Origin of the sequence: Allobosea sp. RCC_152_1 (assembly GCF_041360765.1) — a bacterium.
GTDB classification, from domain to species: Bacteria; Pseudomonadota; Alphaproteobacteria; order Rhizobiales; family Beijerinckiaceae; genus Allobosea; species Allobosea spartocytisi.
The window spans coordinates 1311740-1337634 of record NZ_JBFUPU010000001.1; the positions used below are offsets into that span (position 1 = coordinate 1311740).

At 65.5% G+C, this 25895-nt stretch carries 25 protein-coding genes; 11 read left to right on the forward strand and 14 right to left on the reverse strand.

The annotated features are described in order from the left end of the window. Window position 1 precedes the first annotated feature (1 nt). Both AB6806_RS06165 and AB6806_RS06170 read left to right on the forward strand, forming a co-directional pair. Complete coding sequence (locus tag AB6806_RS06165; protein WP_142020945.1) at window positions 2-1147, forward strand: ABC transporter ATP-binding protein; 1146 nt, start codon at window positions 2-4, stop codon at window positions 1145-1147. A 27-nt stretch (window positions 1148-1174) separates the two neighbouring features. Next, on the forward strand, window positions 1175-2071 hold the full coding sequence (locus AB6806_RS06170; protein ID WP_142020946.1) for an ABC transporter substrate-binding protein: 897 nt from the start codon (window positions 1175-1177) through the stop codon (window positions 2069-2071). A 36-nt stretch (window positions 2072-2107) separates the two neighbouring features. Here the strand turns inward: AB6806_RS06170 and AB6806_RS06175 are convergent, their stop codons facing one another. Continuing rightward, the gene (locus tag AB6806_RS06175) at window positions 2108-3001 is read right to left on the reverse strand and encodes a MurR/RpiR family transcriptional regulator (protein ID WP_370954292.1); all 894 of its coding nucleotides are present in this window, start codon (window positions 2999-3001) and stop codon (window positions 2108-2110) included. 725 nt (window positions 3002-3726) lie between these two features. Here AB6806_RS06175 and AB6806_RS28970 point away from each other — a divergent pair. Further along, a complete protein-coding gene (locus AB6806_RS28970; protein ID WP_429068431.1) occupies window positions 3727-3942 on the forward strand; it encodes an IclR family transcriptional regulator in 216 nt (71 codons plus the stop codon). After that, a complete protein-coding gene (locus AB6806_RS06180; protein ID WP_429068430.1) occupies window positions 3939-4133 on the forward strand; it encodes an IclR family transcriptional regulator domain-containing protein in 195 nt (64 codons plus the stop codon). The genes AB6806_RS28970 and AB6806_RS06180 overlap by 4 nt, the downstream gene beginning before the upstream one ends. 610 nt (window positions 4134-4743) lie before the next feature. Here AB6806_RS06180 and AB6806_RS06185 read toward each other — a convergent pair. The 8 genes from AB6806_RS06185 to AB6806_RS06220 all read right to left on the reverse strand — a co-directional run bounded on the left by AB6806_RS06185 (window position 4744) and on the right by AB6806_RS06220 (window position 11926). Further along, window positions 4744-5238, reverse strand: a complete 495-nt coding sequence (locus AB6806_RS06185; protein ID WP_142020948.1) for a hypothetical protein — start codon at window positions 5236-5238, stop codon at window positions 4744-4746. Between the two features lie 42 nt (window positions 5239-5280). After that, complete coding sequence (locus AB6806_RS06190; protein WP_185747836.1) at window positions 5281-6228, reverse strand: DMT family transporter; 948 nt, start codon at window positions 6226-6228, stop codon at window positions 5281-5283. Then, window positions 6218-7030 carry an ABC transporter permease gene (locus tag AB6806_RS06195; RefSeq protein ID WP_142020950.1) on the reverse strand — a complete coding sequence of 271 codons (813 nt, stop codon included), beginning with the start codon at window positions 7028-7030 and terminating at the stop codon, window positions 6218-6220. Before AB6806_RS06195 ends, AB6806_RS06190 begins: the two co-directional genes overlap by 11 nt. Window positions 7031-7072: 42 nt before the next feature. Beyond that, window positions 7073-8035, reverse strand: a complete 963-nt coding sequence (locus tag AB6806_RS06200) for an ABC transporter substrate-binding protein (RefSeq protein ID WP_370954293.1) — start codon at window positions 8033-8035, stop codon at window positions 7073-7075. A gap of 102 nt (window positions 8036-8137) precedes the next feature. Continuing rightward, window positions 8138-9130: an ABC transporter substrate-binding protein gene (locus AB6806_RS06205; RefSeq protein WP_142020952.1), complete on the reverse strand. Its 993-nt coding sequence runs from the start codon at window positions 9128-9130 to the stop codon at window positions 8138-8140. A 122-nt stretch (window positions 9131-9252) separates the two neighbouring features. Next, on the reverse strand, window positions 9253-10182 hold the full coding sequence (locus AB6806_RS06210) for a LysR family transcriptional regulator (RefSeq protein WP_370954316.1): 930 nt from the start codon (window positions 10180-10182) through the stop codon (window positions 9253-9255). A 133-nt stretch (window positions 10183-10315) separates the two neighbouring features. Next, on the reverse strand, window positions 10316-11071 hold the full coding sequence (locus tag AB6806_RS06215) for an ABC transporter permease (protein WP_142020954.1): 756 nt from the start codon (window positions 11069-11071) through the stop codon (window positions 10316-10318). A 3-nt stretch (window positions 11072-11074) separates the two neighbouring features. Next, window positions 11075-11926: an ABC transporter ATP-binding protein gene (locus AB6806_RS06220; RefSeq protein ID WP_142020955.1), complete on the reverse strand. Its 852-nt coding sequence runs from the start codon at window positions 11924-11926 to the stop codon at window positions 11075-11077. 330 nt (window positions 11927-12256) lie between these two features. On the opposite strand from AB6806_RS06220, the gene AB6806_RS06225 reads away from it, so the two are divergent. Beyond that, window positions 12257-12757, forward strand: a complete 501-nt coding sequence (locus AB6806_RS06225; protein WP_210245588.1) for a MarR family winged helix-turn-helix transcriptional regulator — start codon at window positions 12257-12259, stop codon at window positions 12755-12757. A 9-nt stretch (window positions 12758-12766) separates the two neighbouring features. Here the strand turns inward: AB6806_RS06225 and AB6806_RS06230 are convergent, their stop codons facing one another. The 3 genes from AB6806_RS06230 to AB6806_RS06240 all read right to left on the reverse strand — a co-directional run bounded on the left by AB6806_RS06230 (window position 12767) and on the right by AB6806_RS06240 (window position 17558). Then, on the reverse strand, window positions 12767-14554 hold the full coding sequence (locus AB6806_RS06230) for a thiamine pyrophosphate-binding protein (protein ID WP_142020956.1): 1788 nt from the start codon (window positions 14552-14554) through the stop codon (window positions 12767-12769). A 74-nt stretch (window positions 14555-14628) separates the two neighbouring features. Further along, a complete protein-coding gene (locus AB6806_RS06235) occupies window positions 14629-16092 on the reverse strand; it encodes an aldehyde dehydrogenase family protein (protein WP_142020957.1) in 1464 nt (487 codons plus the stop codon). A 131-nt stretch (window positions 16093-16223) separates the two neighbouring features. Further along, window positions 16224-17558, reverse strand: coding sequence for a Rieske 2Fe-2S domain-containing protein (locus AB6806_RS06240; protein ID WP_142020958.1), 1335 nt, complete (start codon window positions 17556-17558; stop codon window positions 16224-16226). Window positions 17559-17672: 114 nt separating this feature from the next. On the opposite strand from AB6806_RS06240, the gene AB6806_RS06245 reads away from it, so the two are divergent. The 5 genes from AB6806_RS06245 (at window position 17673) to AB6806_RS06265 (ending at window position 23074) form a co-directional block, all read left to right on the forward strand. Further along, entirely contained in the window at window positions 17673-18632 is a 960-nt protein-coding gene (locus AB6806_RS06245; RefSeq protein WP_142020959.1) for a PDR/VanB family oxidoreductase, read from the forward strand. A 9-nt stretch (window positions 18633-18641) separates the two neighbouring features. Then, window positions 18642-19838, forward strand: a complete 1197-nt coding sequence (locus AB6806_RS06250; protein ID WP_142020960.1) for a Gfo/Idh/MocA family oxidoreductase — start codon at window positions 18642-18644, stop codon at window positions 19836-19838. Between the two features lie 201 nt (window positions 19839-20039). Then, window positions 20040-20246, forward strand: coding sequence for a hypothetical protein (locus AB6806_RS06255; RefSeq protein ID WP_142020961.1), 207 nt, complete (start codon window positions 20040-20042; stop codon window positions 20244-20246). Between the two features lie 124 nt (window positions 20247-20370). Further along, entirely contained in the window at window positions 20371-21069 is a 699-nt protein-coding gene (locus AB6806_RS06260) for a class II aldolase/adducin family protein (RefSeq protein ID WP_370954294.1), read from the forward strand. A 46-nt stretch (window positions 21070-21115) separates the two neighbouring features. After that, complete coding sequence (locus tag AB6806_RS06265; RefSeq protein ID WP_142020963.1) at window positions 21116-23074, forward strand: FAD-binding monooxygenase; 1959 nt, start codon at window positions 21116-21118, stop codon at window positions 23072-23074. A gap of 228 nt (window positions 23075-23302) precedes the next feature. Here the strand turns inward: AB6806_RS06265 and AB6806_RS06270 are convergent. Next, a protein-coding gene (locus AB6806_RS06270; RefSeq protein WP_142020964.1) for an IS3 family transposase occupies window positions 23303-24405 on the reverse strand; the annotation gives its coding sequence in 2 pieces (ribosomal slippage) (window positions 23303-24144 and window positions 24144-24405; 1104 coding nt in all). Window positions 24406-24697: 292 nt separating this feature from the next. Then, on the reverse strand, window positions 24698-25045 hold the full coding sequence (locus AB6806_RS06275; protein ID WP_185747854.1) for a hypothetical protein: 348 nt from the start codon (window positions 25043-25045) through the stop codon (window positions 24698-24700). Here AB6806_RS06275 and AB6806_RS06280 point away from each other — a divergent pair. Next, the gene (locus tag AB6806_RS06280) at window positions 25033-25824 is read left to right on the forward strand and encodes a family 1 encapsulin nanocompartment shell protein (RefSeq protein WP_142021078.1); all 792 of its coding nucleotides are present in this window, start codon (window positions 25033-25035) and stop codon (window positions 25822-25824) included. The genes AB6806_RS06275 and AB6806_RS06280 overlap by 13 nt on opposite strands. Window positions 25825-25895: the final 71 nt, after the last annotated feature.

A 25895-nucleotide genomic window follows, 5' to 3' on the forward strand; every position in this document is an offset into this window, starting at 1 on the left:
CATGCCGGAACTCGTTCTCGATAAGCTCTCGAAATCCTTCGGAGAAGCCACGATCATTCCCTCGCTGTCGGCTTCGATACCGGACGGCGAGTTCCTGGTGCTGCTCGGCCCTTCGGGTTGCGGCAAGTCGACCTTGCTGCGGATGATCGCCGGCCTGACCGAGATCTCTTCCGGAGAGCTGCGCTTCGACGGGACAAGGGCGAACGACTGGACGCCGAAGCAGCGGGGGATAGCCTTCGTCTTTCAGTCCTATGCGCTCTATCCGCATATGACGGTGCGCGGGAATATCAGCTTCCCGCTCGTCATGGATGCCTTCCGGCCCTGGCATCATCTGCCCGGACTGAACTCCGTCATGCGCCGGCGCCTGATGCGCAGCCCCGACATCGCCCGGCGGACCCAGGCCATCGCCCGCCAGCTCGAGCTCGAACCCTTGTTGGAGCGTCGGCCGGCGGGGCTATCGGGCGGGCAACGCCAGCGCGTGGCGCTCGCCCGCGCCCTCGTCCGCGATCCCTCGGTGTACCTGCTCGACGAGCCGCTCTCCAATCTCGACGCCAAGCTGCGCATGCAGATGCGCGCCGAGATATCCTCGCTCCACCACAAAGTGGGCAAGACCTTCGTCTACGTGACCCACGATCAGATCGAAGCGATGACGATGGCGACGCGGATCATCATCCTCGACCGCGGCGTCGTGCAGCAGATCGGCACGCCCGACGAGATCTACGCGGAGCCCGCCAATACATTCGTGGCCAGGTTCATCGGCTCTCCGGCGATGAACCTGATTCCCGTCGTCGCCGGCAGGGGCCGCCTGACCGTGCCGCCCTCCCTCGGCTTCGCCTATGCCGGCCCGGTGCCGGGCGGAAGCAAGCAGATCCTCGGCATCCGCCCGGAAAAGCTGCGGCTACTCCCCGAAGGCGAAGGGGCGCTTCCGGCGGAAGTGGCAGTCGTGGAAAGCCTCGGCGCCGAGACGGTCATCGGCTGCCGGCTGCTCACGGGCGCGTCGGAGGAGCATTTGCTCGACCACGACCTCATCTTCGTGCGCATGCCCGGCGTGCGGCGCATCGCGATCGGCGCACGCTGCACGCTCGGTTTCTCGACCGAGGATGTGACCTGGTTCGATGCCGAAACCGGCCGACGCCTCACGGTCTGATCTCTCCAGCCAGCGGGATTTCCTGCCATGCAACGCTTCCACATCAGCGCGACCGGCCACAGCCTGAACTATCTGCCGGAATATGTCGCAGCTCGACAGGGGTACTTCGCCGAAGAGGGCCTCGAGGTCACGGTCAGCGTGCCCAAGCCCTGGGATCTGGTGCTGGACGAGCTCGGCAACGGCACGGCCGATGCCGTGCTGGGCGGCATCTGGGTGCCGTCCATGTTCCGCGGCCGGGGCAAGCATTACGTGCCTTTCGCGCAGATGGCGGCGCGCGCGCCGCTCGCCCTCCTCGGCCGCCAGCCGAGAGCGTCCTTCTCCTGGCGTGACCTGCCCGGCAAAGTCATCGCAATGAAGGGCAGCAACGGTGCGAGCGTCGGGCTCTTCGTCAAGCTCCTCCTGCGCGAGAACGGTATCGACCCGCGCGAGGTCGGCTTCATCCAGGATCTCGACGGCGCGATGCTGTCCGACCTGTTCCGCGGTGGCATGGCCGACTTCCTGGCGATCGACTATCCCAACGCCGCGGCGCTTGAGCTCGCCGGCGTCGGTCATGTGGCCGCCCCGCTCGCCATCGTCGGAGGCGACGTGCCATGGAGCGTCTACTACGCCGAGGGCGAGGCCTCCCCCGAACGGCTCGACCGGCAACGGCGCTTCATGCGCGGCCTCGGACGCGGCATGGAGCAGGTGCTTGCGCATGATGCCCGCGAGATTGCGGAGTTTCTGGCACAGACCTTCCCGCGTCTTTCGCCCGATCTCCTCGTCCGCCTCACCAACGAATACCGGGCTTGCGGCATGTGGACGACGCCGCGCATCGATGCCGCCAGCTATGAGCGTTGGCAGCGCGGCATCGCGGACGGTCATTTGACCGCAGCTCCGATCCCCTACGACGCACTGATCGACGCGCGCCCGGCTGCGCCGGCCTGAGGGCCCGCAGCAAGACGGCTTCGGCCGCGGCCCGCCTCAGCGACGCGGATCGAGCTTCGGCGTCGCGACGTCGTCGAGCAGGCTCACCAGGCTGTCGACGCGCCGGAAGCGCGCCAGGCTGGCTTCCCCCGACGCCGCCGCGACGCTCCATGCCAGGAAATTGATGATCGGCACCGCCGCGACGAAGGAGTTGAAGGGGGAGGGCGACTGGCAGCGGCAGCGCAGCACGTGATGGGCGGCGGCAGAACGCTCGTCGATGCTGAGATCGGTGATCAGTACGGTGATCGCCCCGCTGGCCGCCGCCTCGGCGAGAATCACCGGCAGAAGTCGGGGGCGCCTGCGAAAGGCGATGATCATGAAGACGTCGCCGGGAGCGATCGAGGCGATCTCGTGGGAATAGGAGGCTCCGCCGGCAGGCAGGACCTGGACGTCGTCCTTGACCAGCGTGAAATAGTGAGCGGCGTGATGGGCAAGCCCGTAGCCGCTGCGCAGGCCCATGATCCAGAGCCGGCGCGCGGCGACGATCGCCTCGGTGATCTGGACCAGTGCCTCCTCGGACAGGGTTGCCGCCGTATCCCGGATATTGACGAGATCAGACTCGATGACGTGCTGCAACGAAACCTCGCTGGACGGCGCCCGGTCGGGATCGGTGAGGCCGGCGCGCGGCGAACCCCAGAGCTGGTCGGTTCGAATCTGGTGCTTGGCCGCCGGGACGGAGGTGTATCCGAGGGCTCGGAACAACCGCGCCGCCGTTGCCTTCGAGACCCCGGCCATCCCTGCGAGTTCGCCCGCCGTGAGGTCTGAAATAGTCATCTGATGGCGCAGCAGCACATCCGCGAGCCGACGCTCGGACGGTGTCAGGCCGGCATAAGCAGCAAAGATGCGTGCTTCCAGCGAGCGGGGGAGCGAGGAAGCATCCGGTTTCGTCATGGAGATATGAGTACCGATCAACCGCGATGGTCCTCAACGTTGCATCGTAAACCGGCCGTCTCGTCAACGGCACGATCATGGGCATGGGTCGGGATGATGTGAGGAACCGCTGCTCCGGTCGCAAACCGGCGTCTCAATCCGGCGAAAAGTGAAGCTCGCGGTTCGCGACGGCTCCATTCTAGGTATAAACTTACGTCTCGCCGCGTACTCCACTCATAATCCAATTACGGTTCACCTTGGCCCCAGGATCCTGGGATCAAAATGTGTTGGTCTTCGCGGCGGAAATCCGGCGAAGACCGCAGAAGCAGCGTGGTGCGCCCGCACGGCATGGCGGCGATGTCGAACGACCCTGTGCATGCCGAAGTCACTCGCATTCATCATCGCGATTTCGCCGTCTCTTTTCACCCGACGGGACTTTCGCCATCATCGGCTCCAATCAGGCTTGGTGATTGGACAGTCGGTAGAACGGCCGAAACGACGGGGTTTCCGCTGGTGTCCGGCCAAGCCAGGAACAACTCGGCCTGGGTGCTTTCGGCGCCCGCCAACGGCCGCAAAGTCACCTCAGCCGGACAGCAAGCAAGAGCGCCGCCTCGCTCGAACACACACGCTTCCTGACGCGCGGCAGCAATGGCAATTTTCGCTTCGGGCCTGAACTCTGGCGGCTCGGCTCGCTCTATCGACGTAGCTTCGATCTTGGCGAGTATGTCCGTCCGACTCAACGCGCTTTGGTCGAGGCCACACAGGAGACGGCTTCATTTTATATCCGCGACGGCGATCAGCGCATCTGTGGCTATCGGCTGAATTCGCCGCGCTCGGCTCGGCATCATCTCGATGAGGGTGTTCGCCTGCCGCTTGGCCGCGGGGCGACGAGACGCGTCCTGCTAGCCTTCACCGAGCCGGCGACGCGTCGCTGCAGGCAATCCGAGACGCCGGCCTCGTGATCTCGCGCGGCGAGCGCGATCCGGAGGTCGCGGCAGTATCCGCCCCGGTGATCGACAGCACCGGGCATCTGCGCGGCGCCCTCTCGCTCTCGACGCTGATGAGCCGCTTCGACGCGGCGGCCGAGCGCAAACTGACCGATGCCATCGTGCCTGCGGCAATGCATCTCGTAGCACGGCTGCCGGCCGAGTGAACACCCGCACGCAAACTGGACAGCTGGCGGAGACTTTTTGGCCATACCAACCCTCACGACGATGACGAACGCGTCACTTCCGGACATTGGCTCGTTGCCGGAAAGCAGACCTTGCCGCGTGGCAGGTGGCGTGGCGACCGCAATCGACCCTAGCGCCCCAGCCGTAATTTAAAGCATCTGGAGGTGTTCCATAGCATTCATGAATGCTGGCGACGTGATCAGTCGCGCAAGCCAAACCCGACGAACGCTGGCGCCCTGTCCAGGCAGGATTAATGGCTGAGCCGACTGAGCTGCCCGAAATCGATCTCGACGTGGTCGACGTGAAGCGGATCGTGCTGACGACCGATCCGCAGGGCGAGACGATGATCAGCTACGGGCTGATGGGCAGGTGATGAACCTCGTGTTCCAGCCGGACATATTCGCGAAGCTCGAGGCCATGCTGGCCAAGGCTAATGAGGCGCAGGCTGAGGTTGCACCGATCCAGTAGGGCGGCAGCGGGCGTGCCCTCCCGCGCGCGGTGGGTTCATCACCAACACGCCCGTCATCCACCGGGCGCACCAGATCCGTGGCGGTAGTCTGATCCGAGGCGTTCGAACAGCATGGGCAAGCCTCAATCCGAAGGCTTCGCCTGCCAGAAGCGAGCGCTGAAGTTGTCCAGATGCCCTTGGGAGTCCGGCACAACTCGAAACGTCTCAGGAATCCTGCTTCCGTCCCCGCCTTCCCGAAAATAGTCCCTGAGGGTGCAAAGCGCAGTCAGGCGAAAGTGTTCCCAGGTTCCCGCCATTTTGTCCTGGAGCGCAGCGGCTTGCTTGGCCGCGCTGGGCTTCCTCTTCGGGCTAGACTCCCAGTAGGCAGGCTGATGCCTACAAACGTGGGTGAAGGTAATGCTTCCGAACGTCCAATCGTCCGCGGCAGATTTTCTCCATCGATAAGAGACCCGGACGTCCATTTCGGCGTGAAATCGAAAGGGAGGGAAGATGTGGTCTTCGATACGGAAAAGCTCGCCTTCCTGCTCCTCTTCCTTCATACGCTGCTTCATTGCCCCGAAGGCCTGGGACAGCCGATGTCCGGCGCGCCGGGCCCAGTCATGCGTGTCCGCCACCATTCGAGACGATTCCGCGTCGCGATAGGCGAATGATGAGCGCAGCTACGATCCAGTTCCGCGCGGCGCGGCAGTGACGAGCCAAATGCCGACGGTGATGATGGCGAAGCCTGCGAGGTGGAACCAGGTGATCGTCTCGCCGAGCACGACGAAGCCGAGCAGCGCGCTGCTCGGTGGCAGAAGGTGCATGAACATGCCGGTCTTACCGGGGCCGAGTGTGGCGACCGAGCGGTTCCAGAAGATATAGGCCAGAACCGACGGGAAGATCGCGAAATAGAGGAGCGCTCCGGCAATCGCCGCGGTCGGCGCGAAGCCGCCCTGTGTGCTGTATTCCCAGCCGACCCCCGGGAGGTGGAAGAGGACGCCAAAGCAGACGGTGACGCCGAGAAGCGCGATCGGCGGCAGCCCTGCCGGCCGCCAGCGGATCAGCACGGTGTAGAGCGCCCAGCAACTCATGCCGGCAAAGACCAGGAGGTCGCCGCCGTTGAGCGCGAGCCCGGCGAGCCTGGTTGGGTCTCCCCGGCCGATCACCAGGACGGCCCCGCAGAGCGAGAGCGCGATGCCGGCGAGCTGTCGTGGCTTCAGCGTCTCCCTCAGGATGAGATAGGCCAGCAGGAAGGTGACGACGGGGAGCAGGGAATTGACCAGCGCCGCGTTGGCTATCGACGTGTAGTGCAGCGCTGCATAGACGAAGCAGTTGAACGCGGTCACGCCGATCGCGCCGAGCAGCGCCAGGAACGGCATGTTGCCGCGGATGCGTGGCCAGGAGTCGGCGATGGGCCGCCAGCAGAACGGGGCCAGGATGAGAAGCGCCAGGCTCCAACGGCAGAACGACATCTGCACCGGCGGGATCGCGTCGCGCATCAGCCGCGCGATCAGGAAATTGCCCGACCAGAACAGAGGCGGCAGCACCGCCAGCCAATAGGCCGAGGCGGGCAGCCCAGCCTGTTGCCTTGCGGTGAGGGCAGGGCCGCCGGCAGGTTCAGTGCGCATGGGAATGCCGCCGGGTGGCGCGCAGCTCGACATAGCGCCCGAGCACCGCGTTCACGCCAACGGCCAGCAGGAAGACGACGATCAGCAGGGCGTACATGCGCGGCATGTCGAAGGTCGCGTAGGTCTGGATCACCGCATAGCCCAGCCCCTGATTGGATAATTTGGTCTCCGCCAGCAGCGTGCCGATGATCGCGACCCCCAGCCCGATGCGCAGGCCGTTGATGACCGGCGCGCGCATCGCCGGCAGATAGATCTTCGCGATCATCTGGCCGACATTGAGCCGGAAACTGATGCCGACCCGGATCAGCACGGTGTCGATCTCGCGCATCGCGGCGGCGACGCTGATCGCGACCGGGAAGAACGAGGATAGCGCTCCCATCGCGACCTTCGAGCCCGGCCCGACACCGAACCACATGATCAGGAGCGGAAAGAAGATGATCTTCGGAGTCGGCCCGAGATAGTGCAGCAGCGGCTCGTAGGCACGCTGCAGGAAGCGATTGCTCCCGAGCAGGATGCCGACGGCGACCCCTGCGCCGCCACCGATGAGGATGGCGAGCGCGACCTCGCCCGCGGTAACGCCGAGATTGGCATAGAAGCTCGGCTCGATCAGGAGATGGGCGAGCGCGCCGACGATGAGGAGCAGCGACGGCACGACGTCGCGATAGAGCAGTCCCGAGCGCGCCGTGACCTCCCAGAGCGCCAGAATCGCGACGATGATGCCGATCCGCGTCAGCAGCACGGCTCGCGCCTGGCTCATCTTTGCCGGGTGGGCATCTGTCCGCCCGAGGATCGCTGTCGTCATCGCGCCATCACTCCTGGTCGATGGGGCCACCGGGAGACGGGCTCATTTGCGCGGTGGGATCTGGATCAGCTCGCCGAGCTGTTCCTTGGTCAGGGGCTGGGCGGTGTATTTGAGCGCAACCGCGTCGGGAACGATTTCGTCCAGGCCGACGATCTTGTCCGGGTTGAGCGCTTCCTTGGGGAAGAAGTCGTCCCGCGTGCGCCTGGCGATGGCCTCCGGGATGCCGACGAAATCGGCATAGGCCTTGATCGCGGCGTCGCCGGAATACATGGCATCGATGGTCTCGCGATAGGCGGCCATGTAGCGGTCGATCAGCGCCTTCTTGTTCTGCAGTGTGGCGGTGTTGACGATCAGCAGGCGGACCGTCTGGTTCTTGAAGGTCGAGGAGTCGTTGCCGGTCGCGACGACGCGGATTTCGCCCTTGTCGAGCTGCGGCAGGCCGAAGGGTGGCGCCGCCCAGCCGACATCGATCTGGCCGGACATCACCTGGGTCAGCGTCGGCGCCGGACCTCCGGTCGCCGTCGGCTTAATCTTGAGATTGTTCTCCTTGACGAAGGCGTTGACCACGCCATGGGTCGAGGAGCCGTTGGTCGAATAGGAGACCGTGCGGCCCTCCATGTCCTTCAGCGTCTTCACCGGCGAGTCGCTTTTGACATACCAGTAGAGATCCTTCGCGCCGGTGGTCTCCCCGCCGATAATGCGGATCGGAGCGCCCTTCGAAAAGGCTGAGAGCGCGCCCATGATGCCGCCGGCGACACCGATATCGACGCTGTTCGAGAGCACGGCCTGCTGGGTCTCGCCACCCCCTTGGGTGTAGAGCATCTCAAGCTCGAGATTGTGCTTCTTGAAGATGCCGAGCCTGGTGCCGACCTCGGAGATCGAGGTGTCCCAGTTGCCGCGCTGGCCGATCGCCAGCTTGAGCTTGTCCTGCGCGGCCGCCTCCTGCGCCAGCGACAGCGCGAAGCCGATCGCGGCGAGCGTCAACGTAACCGTCTTGAATGTCACGATCCGGTCCTCCCTTATCGCCAGCTCAGTGCGGCTGGCTTTGTCGTCGTCTTGCCTTCGCTTCTGCGGCGAAGTCGAAAGTCTGGCGGCCATCCGCCCTTGTCAGATCTTGAAGGCCTCCAGCGTGCTGGAATGAAAGAGATCCTCGACCGAAAGCCGCCGTGCCGACAGTCCCTGGCTGTGATGGGCCTCGAGGAACGCCTCCAGCGTATGCCGGTTGGGGCCGACACCATAGGACCAGAAATCCTGCCCCATAAGGGCGCGGGCTGCCTGCAATTGCTCCTCGATGAAGGGCAGCGTGACCTTGGTGGCGGAAGTGTCGGCGAGTTTGGCAAGCGCAGCCGCCTTCGACTGCTCGAAGGCCTTCAGCAAGGCGGCCGGCAGCCAGGGCTGCGCCTCGACGATGCTGCAGCGCACGCAGAGCACATGCATGATCGGGAAGATGCGGGTGCGGCGGAAATAGTCCGCGGCGGCGGCTGTCGGGTCCGGGAAGAGACGCGCGATCTTGGGATGGCCGGCCTCGAAGGCCGGCGGCGAGCGCGGCCCGATATAGCCGTCGATCTCGCCGTCCATCAGCATCTCGTTGAGCGAGCGATCGGCCGGTGCCTGCACGACCGTGATGTCCGGCGGCAGTTCGACGCTGATCTTCTCGGCGCGGCCAGGCTGCTCCAGGCCGCCACGGACCCAGGTCACCTCGGAAGGCTTGACGCCATAGTCGCTTTCGAGGATCGCGCGGATCCAGACGCAGGCCGTGAGCTGGTATTCCGGGCAGCCGATACGCTTGCCCCGCAGATCTTCGGGGCGGGCGATGCCGCGATCGGTCCTGATGAAGATGCCGGTGTGGCGGAACGCCCGCGACAGGAAGGCGGGCACGCCGACATAGGGGTTATCGCCGCGCGCCGTCTTGAGGGTGAAGCTGGAGAGCGAGGCCTCGCAGACGTCGAACTCGGCATGGCGGAAGGCGCGGAAGAAGATCTCCTCCGGCACCAGCTTCATGAAGACGGGGTCGACACCGTCGATCTGGACCGCTCCGTCGATGAGCGGGCGGTTGCGATCATAGTCGCCGATGGCGATGGACAGGCGCAAATTGGACACGCATTCCTCCCAGCCGGCGCGACATGGCGCGCCATCATTTTGTGGGAGAGTGCGCCGCGCTGGGCGAGGGCACAAAGACTTCCGCGAAATGAGAACAAGACGCGCGCCGTATGGCAAACGTTTCAGGTGCCGACGCGACGCGCGAGCGTGCCCAGGGATTCGAGCAGGTGATCGGTGACCGAAGCGAAAAAGCGGTCGACCGCCTCCTGCTGACGGAAGACCGGTGCGCCGCTGGGTCTGATCAGGTAGAGCGTCCGCTTCGGCGGCAGGTCCGAGATGCGCTGCATGGCAAGCTTTCCGGCCCGCAATTCCTCGATGGCCGTTCCATAGGGTATGATGCTCGCCGCCACGCCGCGCACCACGAGCGCACGCATGGCCGGGATGGACTGCGCCTCGTAGACGATGCGCAGCGGCAGCGAGAATTTCTCGGCCGCCGCCCTGAGCAGGCGCTGGACCATGTCGCGCTCGCCGGCCTGCACGAGATCGTGGCTCAGGGCTTCCGCGAGGGTCACCGTCTCCGGCAGCGGCCCGTCGCCCACCGGTCTGATGAGAATCAGCTCCTCCTCGAACAGCGCGGTCCGCTCGATCCCCGGGCGTGGCTCGTCGACGCCATAGGCGAAGGCGGCATTGAGCTCGCCGCGCTCCATCGCGGCGATGAGAACATGGCTCAGCTCCTCGACCAGGCTGAGCGAGACCGAGGGCATGCCGTTCTTGGCGTCGATCAGCAAATCGGGGCCGATCTGGAGCATGATGCTCGGCGTCAGGCCCATCGTCAGCATTTCCTGGTCGTTGCCGGCCAGCGCCCGGACGTCGCGCTTTGCGTCCTCGACCTCCTGCAGGATGCGCCGCGCGCGCTCGAGCAGGAGTTCTCCGGCCTGGGTCAGGACGACGCCACGCGAATGGCGCAGCAGAAGCTCGGTCTGAAGATCTTGCTCGAGCTGACGAATCTGCAGACCCAAAGCGGGTTGCGCGACATTGAGCTGCTCGGCGGCCTTGGTGATGTTCCCGACTTCGGCGATCCCGACGAAATAGCGGAGCTGGCGGAGATTGATCGCGGCCTCCCGGGCGTTTTTTCTTGAAGCCCATCATGCGGCGCTTCAGCCAGCGGGACAAGGCGTGGGGCGAGTGGCGGACGGCGCACTCCAGTCTCGATCGGGCCGGTTTGCCATCTGTGCAGCGTGTCGTTCAGTGCCTTGGCCGGAACCAGCGCTCCATGCGCTCGAGCACCGCAAAAATCACGACGCTGACGAGGATGACGAACACGATCGTTGCGAAAACACCGGCAAGATCATAGCGTTCCGCGAGATCATTGATGAGCTGGCCGAGGCCACCGAAATTGATGAGGAACTCGACGCCGATCAGGTTGATCAGCGCGAAGACGAGGCCGAGGCGCACGCCGACGAAGATCGTCGGGATCGCGGCGGGGAATTCGATTTTCCAGAACTGCTGCGCGGGGGTCAGGTTGTAGCTGAGCCCGACATTGATCAGGCTCTTCCTGACGCCTTTCAGCCCTTCCAGGGTCTTGAGAATGACCGGCGCGATGCCGGCAACGAAGCCCATCGCGATGATCGTGACGGTGCTGCGCCCGAAGATGACGAGGAAGAGTGGGTAGGCGAGCACTACGGGCGCGGCGGCAATGCCGGCCACCCAGGATTCAGTCGCGAGCGCGAGGATGCGGGCCTTGTACAAGAGCACGCCGAGCGCGACGCCGATGACGGCGACAAGCACGCTCGCGGCCAAAGCCTCGCCGCCGGTGGTCGTCAGCCGCTCCAGCAACTGCTCCTCGGCGAAGAGCCGACCGAAGCTGCCGAGGACGGTCGACGGCAGCGGGATCACATACTGGTTGAGCACGCCCAGCAGCAGTAGAATCTCGACGACGCCCAGGCCGAGGGCGACCGTGGCGAAGCCGATCGCGAGCGGCGGGATTCTGGTGAGCCACATGGCTCAGGCCCCCCTGCGACGGGCGCCGGCCTCGGATTCGGCCATGCCGCGCGAGGCTTCCTCGCGCAAATCGTTCCAGATCTCCGCGACATGGCGGCCGAAGGCCTCGCTGCCGACGACATCGCCCGTGCGCGGCCGTGGCAGGCGAATGTCGACGATGCGCTTCACCTTGCCGGGGCGGAAGGTCATGATGATGACCCGATCGGAGAGCTGCACGGCCTCGGTGATGTTGTGCGTGATCAGCAGGGTGGTCTGCTTCAGCTCTTCCTGAATCTTGAGAACCTTGTCGCCGAGCAGGAGGCGGGTCTGCTCGTCCAGCGCGGCAAAGGGCTCGTCCATCAGCAGGATCTTGGGCTCGAACACCAGCGTGCGGGCGATGGCGACGCGCTGGCGCATGCCGCCGGAAAGCTCGGCGGGATAGCGCTGCTCGAAGCCGTTCAGGCCGACCATGTCGATGAAGCGCCGCGCCGTCTCGTAGCGCTCGGCCTTGCGCACGCCCTTGACCTCGAGCGGGAAGGCGACGTTGTCGAGCACGGTCCGCCAGGGAAAGGTCGATTCCTCCTGGAAGACCATGCCGATCGAGGGGTGCGGGCCCGAGATCAGGTCGCCGCCGACGCTGACTTGGCCCTCATAGCCGCGCACCAGCCCGCCCAGGATGTTGAAGACGGTCGATTTGCCGCATCCGGACGGGCCGATGATCGAGACGAATTCGCCGCGCTCGACCGAGAACGACATGTCGTCGACGGCGGTGACGACGCCCTCGCGCGTCTGGAACCGCATCGTCACGCGGTCGATGACCAGGTCGGCCTCTTTCACGGTCTCGGCTAGACGCAATTTGGTGGCAGAAGCGGGCATTGCGCGCTCATCCCCTGGCTGGCCATCGCTCATCGCCCCGACCTTCGCCCGGCAGCCTTCGCAAGCGGCCGATGCGCGGCGCGCGGGCGCCGGATAGGATCGAGGACCGACGGAGTCGGCGGCATGTCGTTCTTCCCTCGCGCAGCCGTCTTGGTTGCGGTTCGCAGCCGACGCGACCGCAACGATAGTGAAGCGCTACCGGTCAGGTCCAAGATTATCTTGCTTGGCCTGACAAACTTTTCGCGATGGGCGCGGATGTTCCCGGACACTCTATCGGCTGTCGGGTTGCGGCCTATACTGTTCCCGAGGCAGCCGGAGACGCGAGCGACCGTGGCGAGCATAGCGGAGGACAAGGGCGAGCCGATCGCGGAACCGCGGGAACTGCCCTTCGAAGGCAGCGTGGGCTACCAGTTGCGGATGGCGAACCGCGCGACGCAGCGCTACCTGCAGGGCAAGATCGAGCCGCACGGCGTCACCACCGGCATGTGGTATTTCCTGCGCGCGCTCTGGCAGGAGGACGGGCTGACGCAGCGCGAGCTCTCCCGCCGGATCGGTACGATGGAGCCGACGACACTGACCGCGCTGGCGGCCATGGAGAAGGCTGGCTTCATCAGCCGCGAACGCGACCCGCAGGATCGGCGCAAGCTGCACGTCCTGCTGACGCCGAAGGGGCGGGCGCTCGAGGCCGCCCTGCTGCCTATGGCGCAGGAGGTGGTCCAGCAAGCGACTGCCGGCTTCTCGCCGGACGATCGAGCCCGCTTTCTCGGCTACCTCGCCGCCGTCCAGCGCAATCTCGCCGATGTGCCGGATACGCCGACCGAGACCGGCTGAGCCCGGCGCTCAGCCCTTCGGCTTTTCGCCGGCATGACGTGTCAGGCCGGCCGTCATCGCGGGATTGTAGCCCGGCATGACCCGGGCATCGATCAGAACCGAGGCGCCGGCCTTGGCCGCCTTCACAGCCTCGGCGACCGCATCGCGCAGGTCGTTCACCGTCCTGATCGGACCGATGCCCCGGAGACCCTGGGCGGTGGCGATGGCGGCGATGTCGATATCCGGCTCGTCGATGCGCTGGCCGATCCATTTGTTCTCGACCGGGCGCTGGCGTTGCTTCGCGACGCGCTCCTGATGGATCTCGTCGTTGAAGAAGGAGCGGTTGTTCGAGACGATGGCGATGAAGGGCAGCTTGTAATGCGCCGCGGTCCATAGCGCGGAAGCCGCCATCATGGTGTCGCCGTCGCCCAGCACCGCCACGGGCAGCCGGCCTGAGTCCTTCAGGGCCAGAGCCGCGCCGATCAGCATTCCCGGTCCCGAGCCGATGCCGGCGCCGCCATCGATGCCGAGATAGTCGAGCGGATGCCGGAAATGCCAGGATTCCGTCGCCCAGCCGAGCGGCAGGCGAACGAGGCTGATCACTTCGTCCTGCAACGCCTCGCCCAGGGCTGCGGCAAGCGACACGACATCCAGCGGGCTTTCTCCGTCGAAGGCCAGCGCGGGCAATGTCGGGCGAATGGCCGGCGCCGTACCGGGCCCGACTCCGAGCGCATCGGCGATCAGGTGCAGGGTCGCGTCGGGCTCGGCGGCGAGATGCAGGTCGGCCGGCGCGAGCGCCTGATGATCCATGCTCCAGCCATTGTGCAGATGATGGTCCAGCGAAACGCTGATTACCTGCGCCGACAGTGGTCCGCCCGCCTGACGCAAGGTGCCCCCGAGGTCGATCCAGTCGAAGGCGAGGATGACGTCGGCGGCGCGAATGGCTTCGCCCGCCTGCGCGTCGAGGAAGAAGGATGGCTTGGCCGCATGCAGGCGATGGTCGGTGGGGAAGGTGGCTGCCGTCTTGATGTCGGTCAGCACGGCGGCGTCGAGATGCTCGGCCAGCGCGACGCGGCGGCCCCAATCGGTTTCATCGCGCGACATGCGGCCGAACAAGATGAGCGGCGCCTTGGCGTTGCGCAGCAATTCCGCCGCCCGCGCGATCTCCGCGGCGGCCGGGACGCCGGGCGAAGCGACCGCGAAGCGCTTCGGTTCGGGCAGCGGCGGCATCTCTTCGAGCCGCTTCTCCTGCATGGATACGTCGAGGCAGACATAGGTCGGGGCCTGCGGCGCGCTGCGCGTCAGGTTGGTCGCGCGGATCAGCGAGTCGATCGCGGCGGCGACCGAGACGGGCTGGTCGTCCCATTTCACATAGGGCCGGATGAGGGCGCCCTGATCTTTTGCCGTGTGCAGCCAGTCGATCCAGGGCCGGCGCTCGGCCGCGTCGACAGGCCCGGTCGCGCCCAAGATCAGCATCGGCACGCGGTCGCACCAGGCGTTGTAGACCGCCATCACGCCATGCATCAGGCCGACATTGCTGTGCAGGATGACGCCCATCGGCTTGCCTGTGACCTTGGCGTAGCCATGGGCGATGGCGACGGCATGCTCCTCATGCAGGCAGAGCAGCATCTGCGGCTGCTGGTTGCCGAGATGGTTGACCAGGCTGTCATGCAGGCCGCGGAAGCTGGAACCGGGGTTCAGGGCGAGATAGGGGATATCGAGCGCGCGCAGCATCTGCGCGACCACGTCGCTGCCCCAGATGCCGTTGTCGCTCGATGCCACGGGCACATCGATGCCGGACAGCGTCATGTCGTTCATGGCGTTTTCTCCGAGTGTTTTTATCTGGTGCACGCGCGGCCGGGTTCAGGCCGCGATCGCGCACCCTCGCGGCCTCAGCCCGGCAGCTTCAGGCTGACATGGATGTTCTTTTCCTGGGTGAAGGCGATGAGCTCGCCGAGGCACTCCTCGCGGCCGATGCCCGACTGCTTCCAGCCGCCGAAGGGCGTGCCCAGGAAATGCTTGGCGACCTCGTTGATCCAGACGAAGCCGGCCTCCGCCGCCAGCGCGGTGCGGTGCGCCTTGACGAGATCGTTGGTCCAGATCGAGCAGGTCAAACCGTATTCGACGGCGTTGACCGTCTCCAGCATCTGCGCCTCGTCGCTCCAGGGCATGACCGAGAGCACCGGGCCGAAGATCTCCTCGCGCGCGATCCGCATCTGCGGCGTCACATCGGCGAAGATCGTCGGCTCGACATAGAACCCCTTGGTGAGCCCGGGGGCATCCGGCACGCCTCCGCCGCAGACCAGCCGCGCCCCTTCGGCCTTCGCCGAGGCGATGAAGTCGAGGATGCGCCCGTGCTGCGTCTGGCTGACGATCGCGCCCATGGTGGTGGCCTCGTCGGTCGGAATGCCCGGCACGTAGCCGGAAAGCTTCGCCGGCAGCCGGGCGAGGACCGCCTCGTAGATGTCACGATGGATGAAGGCCCGGCTGGTCGAACCGCAGGACTGGCCGCACCAGGTGAAATTCATGCCGGCGACAACCGCCGAGGCGACCCGCTCTGGATCGGCATCGCCATAGGCGATCAGCGCGTTCTTGCCGCCGAGTTCCAGCAGCACCGGCTTGATCGTGTCGCTCGCCGCCTTCATCACGGCGCGACCGGCCCGGACGCTGCCGATGAGCGCGACCTTGTCGATGCCCGGATGGCTCGCCAGCGCCGCGCCGGCCTCGCGCCCGCCGGGCACGACGCTCAGCACGCCCTCCGGCAACAGGCCGCCGACGAGTTCCGCGAGTCTCAACGACGATAGCGGCGCCTGCTCGGGCGGCTTGATGATGACGGCGTTTCCGGCCGCCAGCGGCGCGGCCATCTTGCCGGCGCAGAACATGAAGGGGTGGTTGAAGGCGAGGATGCGAGCGACGACGCCAAGCGGCTGGCGCACCGTCAGATTGAGCGCATCCGGCCCCATCGGGATGGTGTCGCCCTTCATCTCGGTGACGAGGCCGCCGAAGAAGTCGAGCTGGGCGGCGGCGATCGCGGCATCACCGAGCATCTCCCGCACCGGATTGCCGCAGTTGGCCGCATCGAGCCCGGCAAGCTCGCGGGCGTTTTCGCGCACGATGGCGGCGATCGCCTTGAGGATGCGTCCGCGTTCGAGGGGCGGGACCTGGCGCCAGGTCTTGAAACCCGCCCGCGCCGCTGCGACCGCGGCATCGACATCGGCGGACGAGGCCTCGGCGACATCGCAGATCGCCTCGTTCGTGCCGGGATTGAGCGTGGCGACATAGCGTCCCGACAGCGGATGCCGCCAGCTTCCGCCGATATAGAGGCTGCGGCCTGTCGGTGCGGGTTTGTCGAGCATGGCGGATCTCACGGCGAGGGTGCACGTCGTCGCCGCGAACACTCGCGCAGCCCTGGCCGGTGTTCAAAGACTTTCCCGCTTTGGCGGCGATGCCGAAAAGCTTCTTCGCAGTTGCGAAGACTACGAATTCTCTAGCCCCGCGCCGCCGCCATCTCGGCTTCGGTCTCGTCCTGCTCCATGCCGTCGAGCGCGGCGACCTCCTCGCTCGACGCACCGAGCTTGCGCCAATCCTCGCTCTTGGGAACGATGCCCTGATAGGAGCGCAGCTTGGCCTGCGGGATATGCGGCTCGATCAGGCCGAGCGGCTCGCCGCCGGCGATGTGCTTGCGGGCGGCATCGATCATCACGCGGCGGAACTGGACGATGGCGATGTCGCTGGCGCCAAGGCGCTCGCTGGTGCGATCGGCGATCGGCCCCATCGACTCCCACATCATGATGTCCTGGTTCGGGATGCCCGGCACGCCGGTGAAGTCGCCGAGCTTCATTGCCTTGCGGTCCTGCAGGTAGTTGTTCGCCTTGTTACGCAGCATCGGCTTGTAGGTCTTGTCGAGATCGATGCCGACCTGCGCGACGCAGAACTTGCGCCAGCTTTCCTGGTCGATGCAGTCGTCATTGCCCCAAGCGATGAAGTGGAAATAGCTGGAGACGTCGTCCTTGGGCACGATCACAGTCGCGACATTGTAGGAGGCGTTCGGCGGGATCAGAGCTGCGAAGGGCGCGACGAACACCGTCAGCCGGATATAGTCATGCGTCTGCGCATTGACGATCGGCCGGCGGATCGCGGCGTAGCGGAAGCCGTAATTCGTGAGCTGGACCTGGATGCGCGGGTTCTTATCGGTCGAGGGCCGCGTCCAGTGCGTCGCGTTGGCACCGGCCGTCGTCACGCGGGCGGGCTTCATATCCGATGAATGCAGGCTGGAGGAATGGGCGGAATCGATCTGCCCCTCCATGATCTGCGCCCAGTTGCAGGGTAGGTCGATCTTCACGATCGAGACCTTGGCTTCCGGTGTCGGCGCCCAGGGCGGCGCCTCGAACTCTGGCATCAGCTCCTTCGGCCCCATATAGACCCAGATGAAGCCGCCAGCCTCCTGCGTCGGATAGGCCTTGTGCTGGACCTTCTCGGCAAAGCCGCTCTCGGCCGGCTCGGAGACCATCTCCAGCACCTTGCCGTCCACGTCGAACTTCCAGCCATGGTAGAGGCAGCGCAGTCCGCATTCCTCGTTGCGCCCGAAGAAGAGCGAGGCCTTGCGGTGCGGGCAGAACTCGCCGAGCACGCCGATGCGCCCGTCCGTATCGCGGAAGGCGACAAGGTCCTCGCCGAAGAGCCGGACGCGAACCGGCGCGCCGTCGCTCTCGACGAGCTGCTCGGAGAGCAGCGCCGGCACCCAGTGGCGCCGCATGAGAGCGCCCATAGGGGCTTCGCCCTCGACGCGGCAGAGCAGTTCATTTTCCTCACGGGTCAGCATGGACGATCTCTCCAGTCGCGGGTCGGGGCTAGCCAATCGTCAATTACTTAGATATCTAAGTCTTAGATTATTCCGGTTTCAAGCCCTTGTCGAGAGAGGCGGGCGGAGGCGCACATGACCGAGGAAACAGCGACCATACGGGTCACGATCGCTGACAAGCGGATGGTCGCGCAGGACATCTGCCTGTTCGAGCTGTGCCCGGTGAACGGCGTTGCGCTGGCGCCATTCACGCCCGGTGCGCATCTCGGCGTTCGGGTCCCAAATGGCGAGATGCGGAAATATTCGCTCTGCAACGACCCCGACGAGACCGACCACTATGTCATCGCCGTCAAGAAGGAGCTCGGCGGCCGGGGCGGGTCGATCAGCCTGATCGACGAGACCCAGGCCGGGGACGAGATCGAGATCACGTTCCCGAAGAACGACTTCGCGCTGAAGCCCGGTCCCTCGAGCTATATCTTCATCGCCGGCGGCATCGGCATCACGCCGATCCGCGCGATGATCAAGCATTTGATCGCGACGCGGGCGAAGCCGTTCAAGCTCTACTATTTCACGCGCTCACCCGAGATGATGGCCTTCCGCGACGAGTTCCTGAGCCCGGAATTCCGCGGCAAGGTGGTGATCCACCATGACGGCGGCGATCCGGAGAAGGCCTATGACCTCTGGCCGGTGCTGGAGGAGCCGAAGGGCGCCCATCTCTATTGCTGCGGGCCGCGCGGCCTGATGGAGGCGGTGCGCGACATGACCGGGCATTGGTCGTCGTCGGCGGTGCATTTCGAGGATTTCGGTGCGGCTAAGGCCCGGCCGGAAGACAGCACCCCCTTCACGGTCGCGCTGGCGAAAAGCGGCGAGCGCTTCGAGGTCCCGGTCGACAAGTCGATCCTCGAAGTCCTGCGCGAGGCCGGCAAGGTGCTGCCGTCCTCCTGCGAGAGCGGAACCTGCGGCACTTGCAGGACGCGGCTCGTCTCGGGCGAGCCCGAGCATCGCGATCTGGCGCTGGCGGAGCACGAGCGCGCCCGCAACATCATGATCTGCGTGTCACGAGCGAAATCCGCCGAACTCATGCTCGATCTCTAGGGGCTTGCCATGAACGAACCGCTCCGTCTCGGCGTCGTCGGCCTGGGCCGCGCCTTCATGCTGATGCTGCCGACGCTGGCGCATCATCCGCTCGTGCGGCTGGTCGCCGCCGCCGATCCGCGCGCGGAGGCGCGCCGGCAGTTCGAGAGCGATTTCTCGCGGCCTGATGCCCCGGCACGCAGCTATGACAGCGTCGAGCAGCTTTGCGACGACGAGGCGGTCGAGGCGCTCTACATCGCCTCGCCGCACCAATTCCATGTGGCCCATGTCCGGCTCGCGGCGGCCCGTAGCAAGCATGTCCTCGTCGAGAAGCCAATGGCCCTGACCCTCGCCGGTTGCCGGGCGATGATCGAGGCGGCGCAGGCCGGCGGCGTGCATCTCCTGGTCGGGCACAGCCATTCCTTCGACGCGCCTTATCTGAAGGCGGCGGAGCTGATTCGTTCGGGCTGTTTCGGCCGCGCGCGCATGATTACGGCGTCCAACCACACCGATTTCCTTTACCGGCCGCGCCGTCCGGAAGAGCTCGACACCGCGCAAGGGGGCGGCGTCGTGTTCAGCCAGGGTGCCCATCAGGTCGATATCGCCCGGCTGCTCGGGGGCGGGCAGGTTGCGACCGTGCGGGCCACCACCGGACGGTTCGATCCGGCACGCCCGACCGAGGGAGCTTACCAGGCGTTCCTCGTCTTCAAGGACGGGGCCAGCGCGATGCTGACCTATAGCGGCTATGGCCGCTACGACAGCGACGAGCAACTCGGCTGGATCGGCGAGATGGGCCAGCGGCGCGACCCTGAGAGCTATGGCAGCGCGCGGCGCGGGTTGGCGCAGGTCTCGACGCCGGAGGAGGAAACCGCGCTCAAGAACACCCGCACCTATGGCGTGGCGAAGAGCCCCGTCGCGGCGCCCGTGACAGCCGCGCATAATCACTTCGGGCCGATCACGGTCTGCTGCGAGCAGGCCGATCTGCGCCCCCTCGCTGAGGGCGTGATGGTCTATGCCGATGACAAACGTTGGCTCGAGCCGGTGCCGGCGCCAACCGTGCCGCGCGCCGAGGTGGTTGACGAGCTCCATGCCGCGGCGAAGGGCGGCATTCCGCCTCTGCATTCTGGCGCCTGGGGCATGGCGACACTTGAAGTCTGCCTCGCGATCCTCGAATCCGCGCGTAGGGGACGGGAGGTCATCCTTCGCCACCAGGTCGCAGCGGCTTGAGCCGATATCGCAAAGCTGGAGACGAGTTTGCCGACCGGTCGGCTCGGCCCGGGCGGATCCAGTTGGGCCCGGCCGCCAGTAACATCGTCCCGCCTGGCATGAAAAAGCTTGGCAGGAGAAGCCTTTTTGTCTTGGACCGGCCAGGCGGCGCACGGTCTAGTTCAGCCTACGCACAGCAGCCGCGCCGCCAGGGAATCCGCCATGCCGCTCATCCGCATCGAGCCTGTCGAGGACCACGCCACGGGTCGTTTCGCGATCGAGATCTATTATCCGGCCGATGCCGAGCGCCCGCTGGTCACCACGGCGCCCCGCTATAAGAGCGCCGCTGCGGCGGAGCAGGACACCATCGCGATCCTAGCCTCCACCGCGAACAATCCGGCTCCGGAAGAGCCGGCCAACCGACGCTAGGCTCTCGACCGGCGATTTTGGGAGGAACCGAACTATGTGCGCGTCAGATCATGGCGAACATCATCATCCAATCGCGGTCGACGTCGCCGATACGGCCGACGCCTCCGTCTCCCCATCGCAGGAGATGATCGAGGAGCTCGTCGCTGCCAATCACATCCTCTTCGACCAGGGCGTCGTCGACGCTTTCGGCCATATCAGCGTGCGCCACGACAAGCGCCCAGACCGTTTCCTGCTGGCCCGCAACATGGCGCCGAGCGGAGTCACGGCCGAGGACATCGTTGAATTTTCGCTCGACGGCCAGGCCGTGAACGCAGCCGGCCGCAGGGTTTATCTCGAGCGCTTCATCCACGCCGAGATCTTTCGCAGGCGTCCCGATGTGATGGCCGTGGTCCATAGCCACTCACATTCGATCGTGCCGCTCAGCGTCGTGAAGGGGGTGCGGCTAAGGGCGATGTTCCACATGGCCGGCTTCATCGGGCAGGGCGCGCCGGTTTTCGAGATCCGCGAAGCCGGTGGCGACGCAACCGACCTCCTGATCAGCAACAGCCACCTCGGCGGCTCCCTGGCCGAACATTTCGACGGCCACGACATCGTGCTTATGCGGGGTCATGGCTCGACGGTAGTGGGCGGCTCGATCAAGCAGGCGGTCTATCGCGCGGTCTATGCCGAACTTAATGCACGCTACCAGTTGCAGGCGATGCAGCTCGGCGAGGTAACCTATCTCACCGAGGGCGAAAGCCGCTCCTGCGTTGCGAATATCGAAGCGCAGGTTCATCGCCCCTGGGAGATGTGGCTGGAACAGGCGCGCGCCCGGCGAAGCTGAACGGTCTCGCTGGCATCAATCGTCCCAAGCGCCGAGGGTGGCCTCCATGCAGTTTCATCTGAATGGCTTTCGGGCCGGCGATCCGAACGTTTCCGAACGCCCTGAGGGCAACGAGCCCCCCCCGACCTTCGAAACCATGCCGGCGGAGGTCGATGTCCTCATCGTCGGCTGCGGGCCGGCCGGCCTGACGCTGGCGGCGCAACTTGCTGCTTTCCCCGATATCAAGACCCGGATCGTCGACCAGAAGAGCGGGCCCCTGGAACTCGGACAGGCCGACGGCATTGCATGCCGGACGATCGAGATGTTCCATGCCTTCGGCTTTTCCGAGCGGGTTCTCAAGGAAAGCTACTGGGTCAACGAGGTTTCGTTCTGGAAGCCCGACGCGGAGCGGCCGGAGAACATCATCCGCCATGGCCGGATCCAAGACGTCGAGGACGGACTCTCCGAATTTCCCCATGTGATCCTGAACCAGGCGCGGGTGCATGACTTCTTCCTGGACGTCATGCGCAAGGCGCCGACACGGCTGGAGCCGAGCTATTCGCGGCGTCTGGTTGATCTGCAGATCGATATAGGCAGCGCGGCCGAGTCGGGCGCGTCGCCGCATCGTGTGACGGTGCAACTGGAGCGTCTCGATCCTGGGCAGGAGGGCGAGATCGAGACCGTCCGGGCGCGCTACGTCGTCGGCTGCGATGGCGCCCGTAGCGCCGTGCGCAAAGCGATCGGGCGCGCCTTGCACGGCGATTCCGCCAATCAGGCCTGGGGTGTCATGGACGTGCTGGCCGTGACCGATTTCCCGGATGTGCGGTTGAAGACGTTGATCCAGTCGGCCGGCGAGGGTTCGATCCTGATCATCCCGCGCGAAGGCGGCTATCTGATCCGGATCTATGTCGAGCTCGACAAGCTCAGCGAAAATGAGCGGGTCGCGAACCGCAATTTCGGCGTCGAGCACCTGATCGCCGCGGCGCAACGTATCCTACATCCCTACGCGTTCGAGGTTCATGAGGTTGTCTGGTGGTCCGTCTATGAGATCGGGCAGCGCCTTTGCGACAAGTTCGATGATGTGCCGGCCGAAGAGGTGGAAGGCCGCCCGCCTTGCGTCTTCATCGCCGGCGATGCCTGCCATACCCACAGCCCGAAGGCGGGGCAGGGCATGAACGTCTCGATGCAGGACAGCTTCAACCTGGGCTGGAAACTCGCGGCCGTCCTTCAGAGGCGATCCGGGCCGGAACTGCTGCACAGCTATTCGTCCGAACGACGGGCGATCGCGCGGGAGCTGATCGATTTCGATCGTGAATGGGCGAAGATGCTCAGCGCGCCCTTGAAGTCATCGGCATCGGACAGCGAAGGTGTCGACCCGAAGGAGGTCCAGGCCTATTTCGTCAGACACGGGCGCTATACGGCCGGGACGGCAACCCGCTACGCTCCGTCATTGCTTACAGGCGAGCCGACGTATGCCGATCTGGCCCGGGGGCTGTCGATCGGCACCCGCTTCCATTCCGCGCCGGTGGTGCGTCTGGCCGATGCCAAGCCGGTCCAACTCGGTCATGTCGCGCTGGCCGATGGCCGATGGCGGCTCTACGCTTTCGCAGATCGGAGCGATCCGGCGACGCGGTCTTCGCGGTTGCGTGCGCTCTGTGACTTCCTGGCGAATTCGCCCTCGTCGCCGGTCCGGCGATCCCGGCGGGCCGGGGACGATGTCGACGCCGTCATAGATTTGCGTGCGATCGTCCAACAGGGGCATCGCGATCTCAAGCTGGAGGCGATGCCGGAGCTACTTCTGCCCCGGAAAGGGCGCTTAGGTCTGCGCGACTACGAGAAGATATTCTGTCCCGATCTCCACTCCTGCCAGGACATCTTCGACATGCGCGGCATCGACCGCGAGCGCGGCTGCCTTGTGATCGTGCGACCAGACCAATACATCGCCCATGTGCTGCCGCTGGATGCTTACGCGGCGCTGGCGGCTTATTTCGAAGGCGTCATTTCGGATGTCGAGCAGGTGAACTGAGTCAAGCGGGCATGGTTCTGCGCCAGCCGCGGCGCCGGAGCGCAAAGATCGCGAATGCCACCAGTTGCGCTGCGACAGTGACCTGAGACCCTGATCTTTCTCCAGATTTGAGTAGAGTCTGTCACTCACGGAGACGGACGATGCGCCTCGACGGTGCGCTACATGAGCACCCGGCCTGATCCGAGACCATTTGCTGGAGCGTCGGACGGTAGAGTTTCCGGCCTTCAATCACGGCGGCGGGCTGGGTGCTCCGCCGGGATTTTGCAGCAGGATCGGTGGCTTGTTGCCGATGGCCCCGTGCGGCCGATCCTCGTTGTAGTATCTGGGCCAAGCCTCCATCTTTTCGCCCGCATCCGCAAGGGTCAGGAACCAATGGGTGTTCAGGCACTCGCTGCGGAAGCGTCCGTTGAACGCCTCGATGAAGGCATTGTCCGTCGGCTTGCCTGGCCGCGAGAAGTCGAGCGTGACGCCCTTGGCATAGGCCCACAGGTCAAGATCGCGGCTGACGAACTCGGAGCCCTGATCGACCCGGATCGTCTTCGGATAGCCCAGTTTGGCGCAGACCCTTTCCAGCGTGGCGACGACGTCCTCGGCCCGGTAGCTGAAGCGCGGATCGACCGCCGGCGAGAAGCGCGAGAAGGTGTCGACCAGGGTCAGAACCCGGACCTTACGGCCCGTCGCCAACTGGTCATGGACAAAATCCATCGCCCAGACATCGTTCGGCCGCGTCGCCGGCGCGCGATCCTCGCGCAGCTTCGCCTTGACCCGACGCTTGGGCGTCTTGTTCCGAAGTTGCAAGCCTAACTCATTGTAGATCCTTCGAATCCGCTTCTGATTGACCTGCCAGCCCTCGCGCCGCAGGAGCACGTCGACACGGCGATAGCCATAGCGAATGCGCGTCTCGCAGATCGCCTTGATCCGGGCTGCCAAGGGGGCCTGATCGGGCCGGCACGACTTGTAGTGATAGCTGGACGTGTCGAACTCCAGGACCGCACAGGCCCGTCGGATCGATACCTGCCATTCGCCACACATCACGCCGACGAGCTCGCGCTTGCGACCAGGCCTCAGAGCTTTCGGCGAATGACGTCCTGCAGCATCTCGCGGTCCAGCGCGAGATCGGCGACCAGCTTGCGCAGCTTCAGGTTCTCGTCCTCAAGCTGCTTCAGCCGGCGCATCTCGGCCGGCAGCAGCCCCTCATACTTCTTCTTCCAGTTGAAATAGGTCGCCTGGCTGATCCCGGCTCGCCGGCAGATCTCCGCCACCGGAATCCCGTCCGCGCCCTGCTTCAGGATGAACGCCTTCTGGGCGTCCGAGAACTTCGAATCCTTCATCGTCTTCCGCTCCTCCCAGCCCATGGGAAACGACACGGAAAACTCTAACCCAAAGCGATCCAGTTTTAAGGGCTCAGATCATGGCCTTCACGTCCGCCAGATTCACGCTAAGGGCGACCTCACTCAGGCTGAATGCCGCAAGCGTAGCAGATGCACACCCTGACCAAATAACAGGGGGATCCTATGGCGGAGGTGATGAGGTCGGATGCGGGCGCGCCGTGTGCGGCCTATCCGCACCTGCCGGGCGACCGGGAAAATCGAGGCTCCGATCCGCGCTGCGCTGTCGAGGTTTTCAGTGACCTGAGGAATCGCGTTTCGCCTGGGCGACATGGGATGCCTTGCGAAGGCGTCCCCGTTCCGCCGGGCGGATCAGCGAATTCACCTCCTTGTCCGGAATGTCGTGCATGCCCCGATTGGCGTGCCGGGTGTTGAACGGGATGTTGTTCTGCTGCGCGTGCATCTTGAGTTCGAGCGCGCGCTGGGCGTTCTCGATCAGGCTATGGTTCTTCGCCATCTCGGCGCGACGCTGAATCTCGGCATTCAGTCGTTTCAGGGCAGCCGACAGCGTTGTTGCCTTCAGGCTCGACCCGGCATGTCCGCTGCTGGGCTCCGCACCTTTGGGAGGCGATTTGCCGCGCATCTCGCGCCGCTGCTGGTTGGCGTGGGATCGGGGACGAGGCCTCGCGCACGCTGAAGCGCTATCTGGCGGCGCGGCGCGTCGTCGACGTGGACGGGCCGAAGGGGACGGCTTACGCCGCCGTCGGGACCGGGCATACGCGCCCGATCGAGGCGCCGGGCGAGGGCATCCGCTCCCTGCTGCGCGAGGCGCAGCCGCTGGTCGAACTGCGCGTTCCCTTCACGCTGACGCGACAGGCGATCGACGATGTCGAGCGCGGCTCGGAGGATTCCGACTGGCAGCCGCTGAAGGATGCGGCCAGGACGATCGCCTTCGCCGAGGACCGTGCCGTCTTTGAAGGCTATGCCGCGGCCGGGATCGGCGGCATCCGCGCCGGCAGCAGCAATGCCGCGGTACCGCTGCCGGCTGATCTCGACGACTATCCGGAGGCGGTCGCCAGGGCGCTGAGCGACCTCAAGCTCGCCGGCTGCAACGGTCCCTATGCGCTGGTGCTGGGCGGCGAGGCCTATCGGGCGGCGAGCGGCGGCAACGAGGAGGGCTACCCGATCTTCCACCATCTCGAGCGCATCGTCGATGGCGGGGTGATCTGGGCGCCGGCGATCGAGGGCGGTTTCCTGCTCACCACCCGCGGCGGCGATTTCGCGCTCGACATCGGCCAGGACCTCTCGATCGGCTATCTCAGCCACTCCGCGACCACGGTCGAGCTTTATCTCCAGGAGAGCTTCACCTTCCGCATGCTCACCTCGGAGGCCGCCGTCGCGCTGACGCCGCGCAGTCCGTGAACGGCGGGACGGAGCGTCGGGTCGCCAGCGCCTCGGTGCTGACCTTGCCGATCATGGCCTTCTCTTACGGG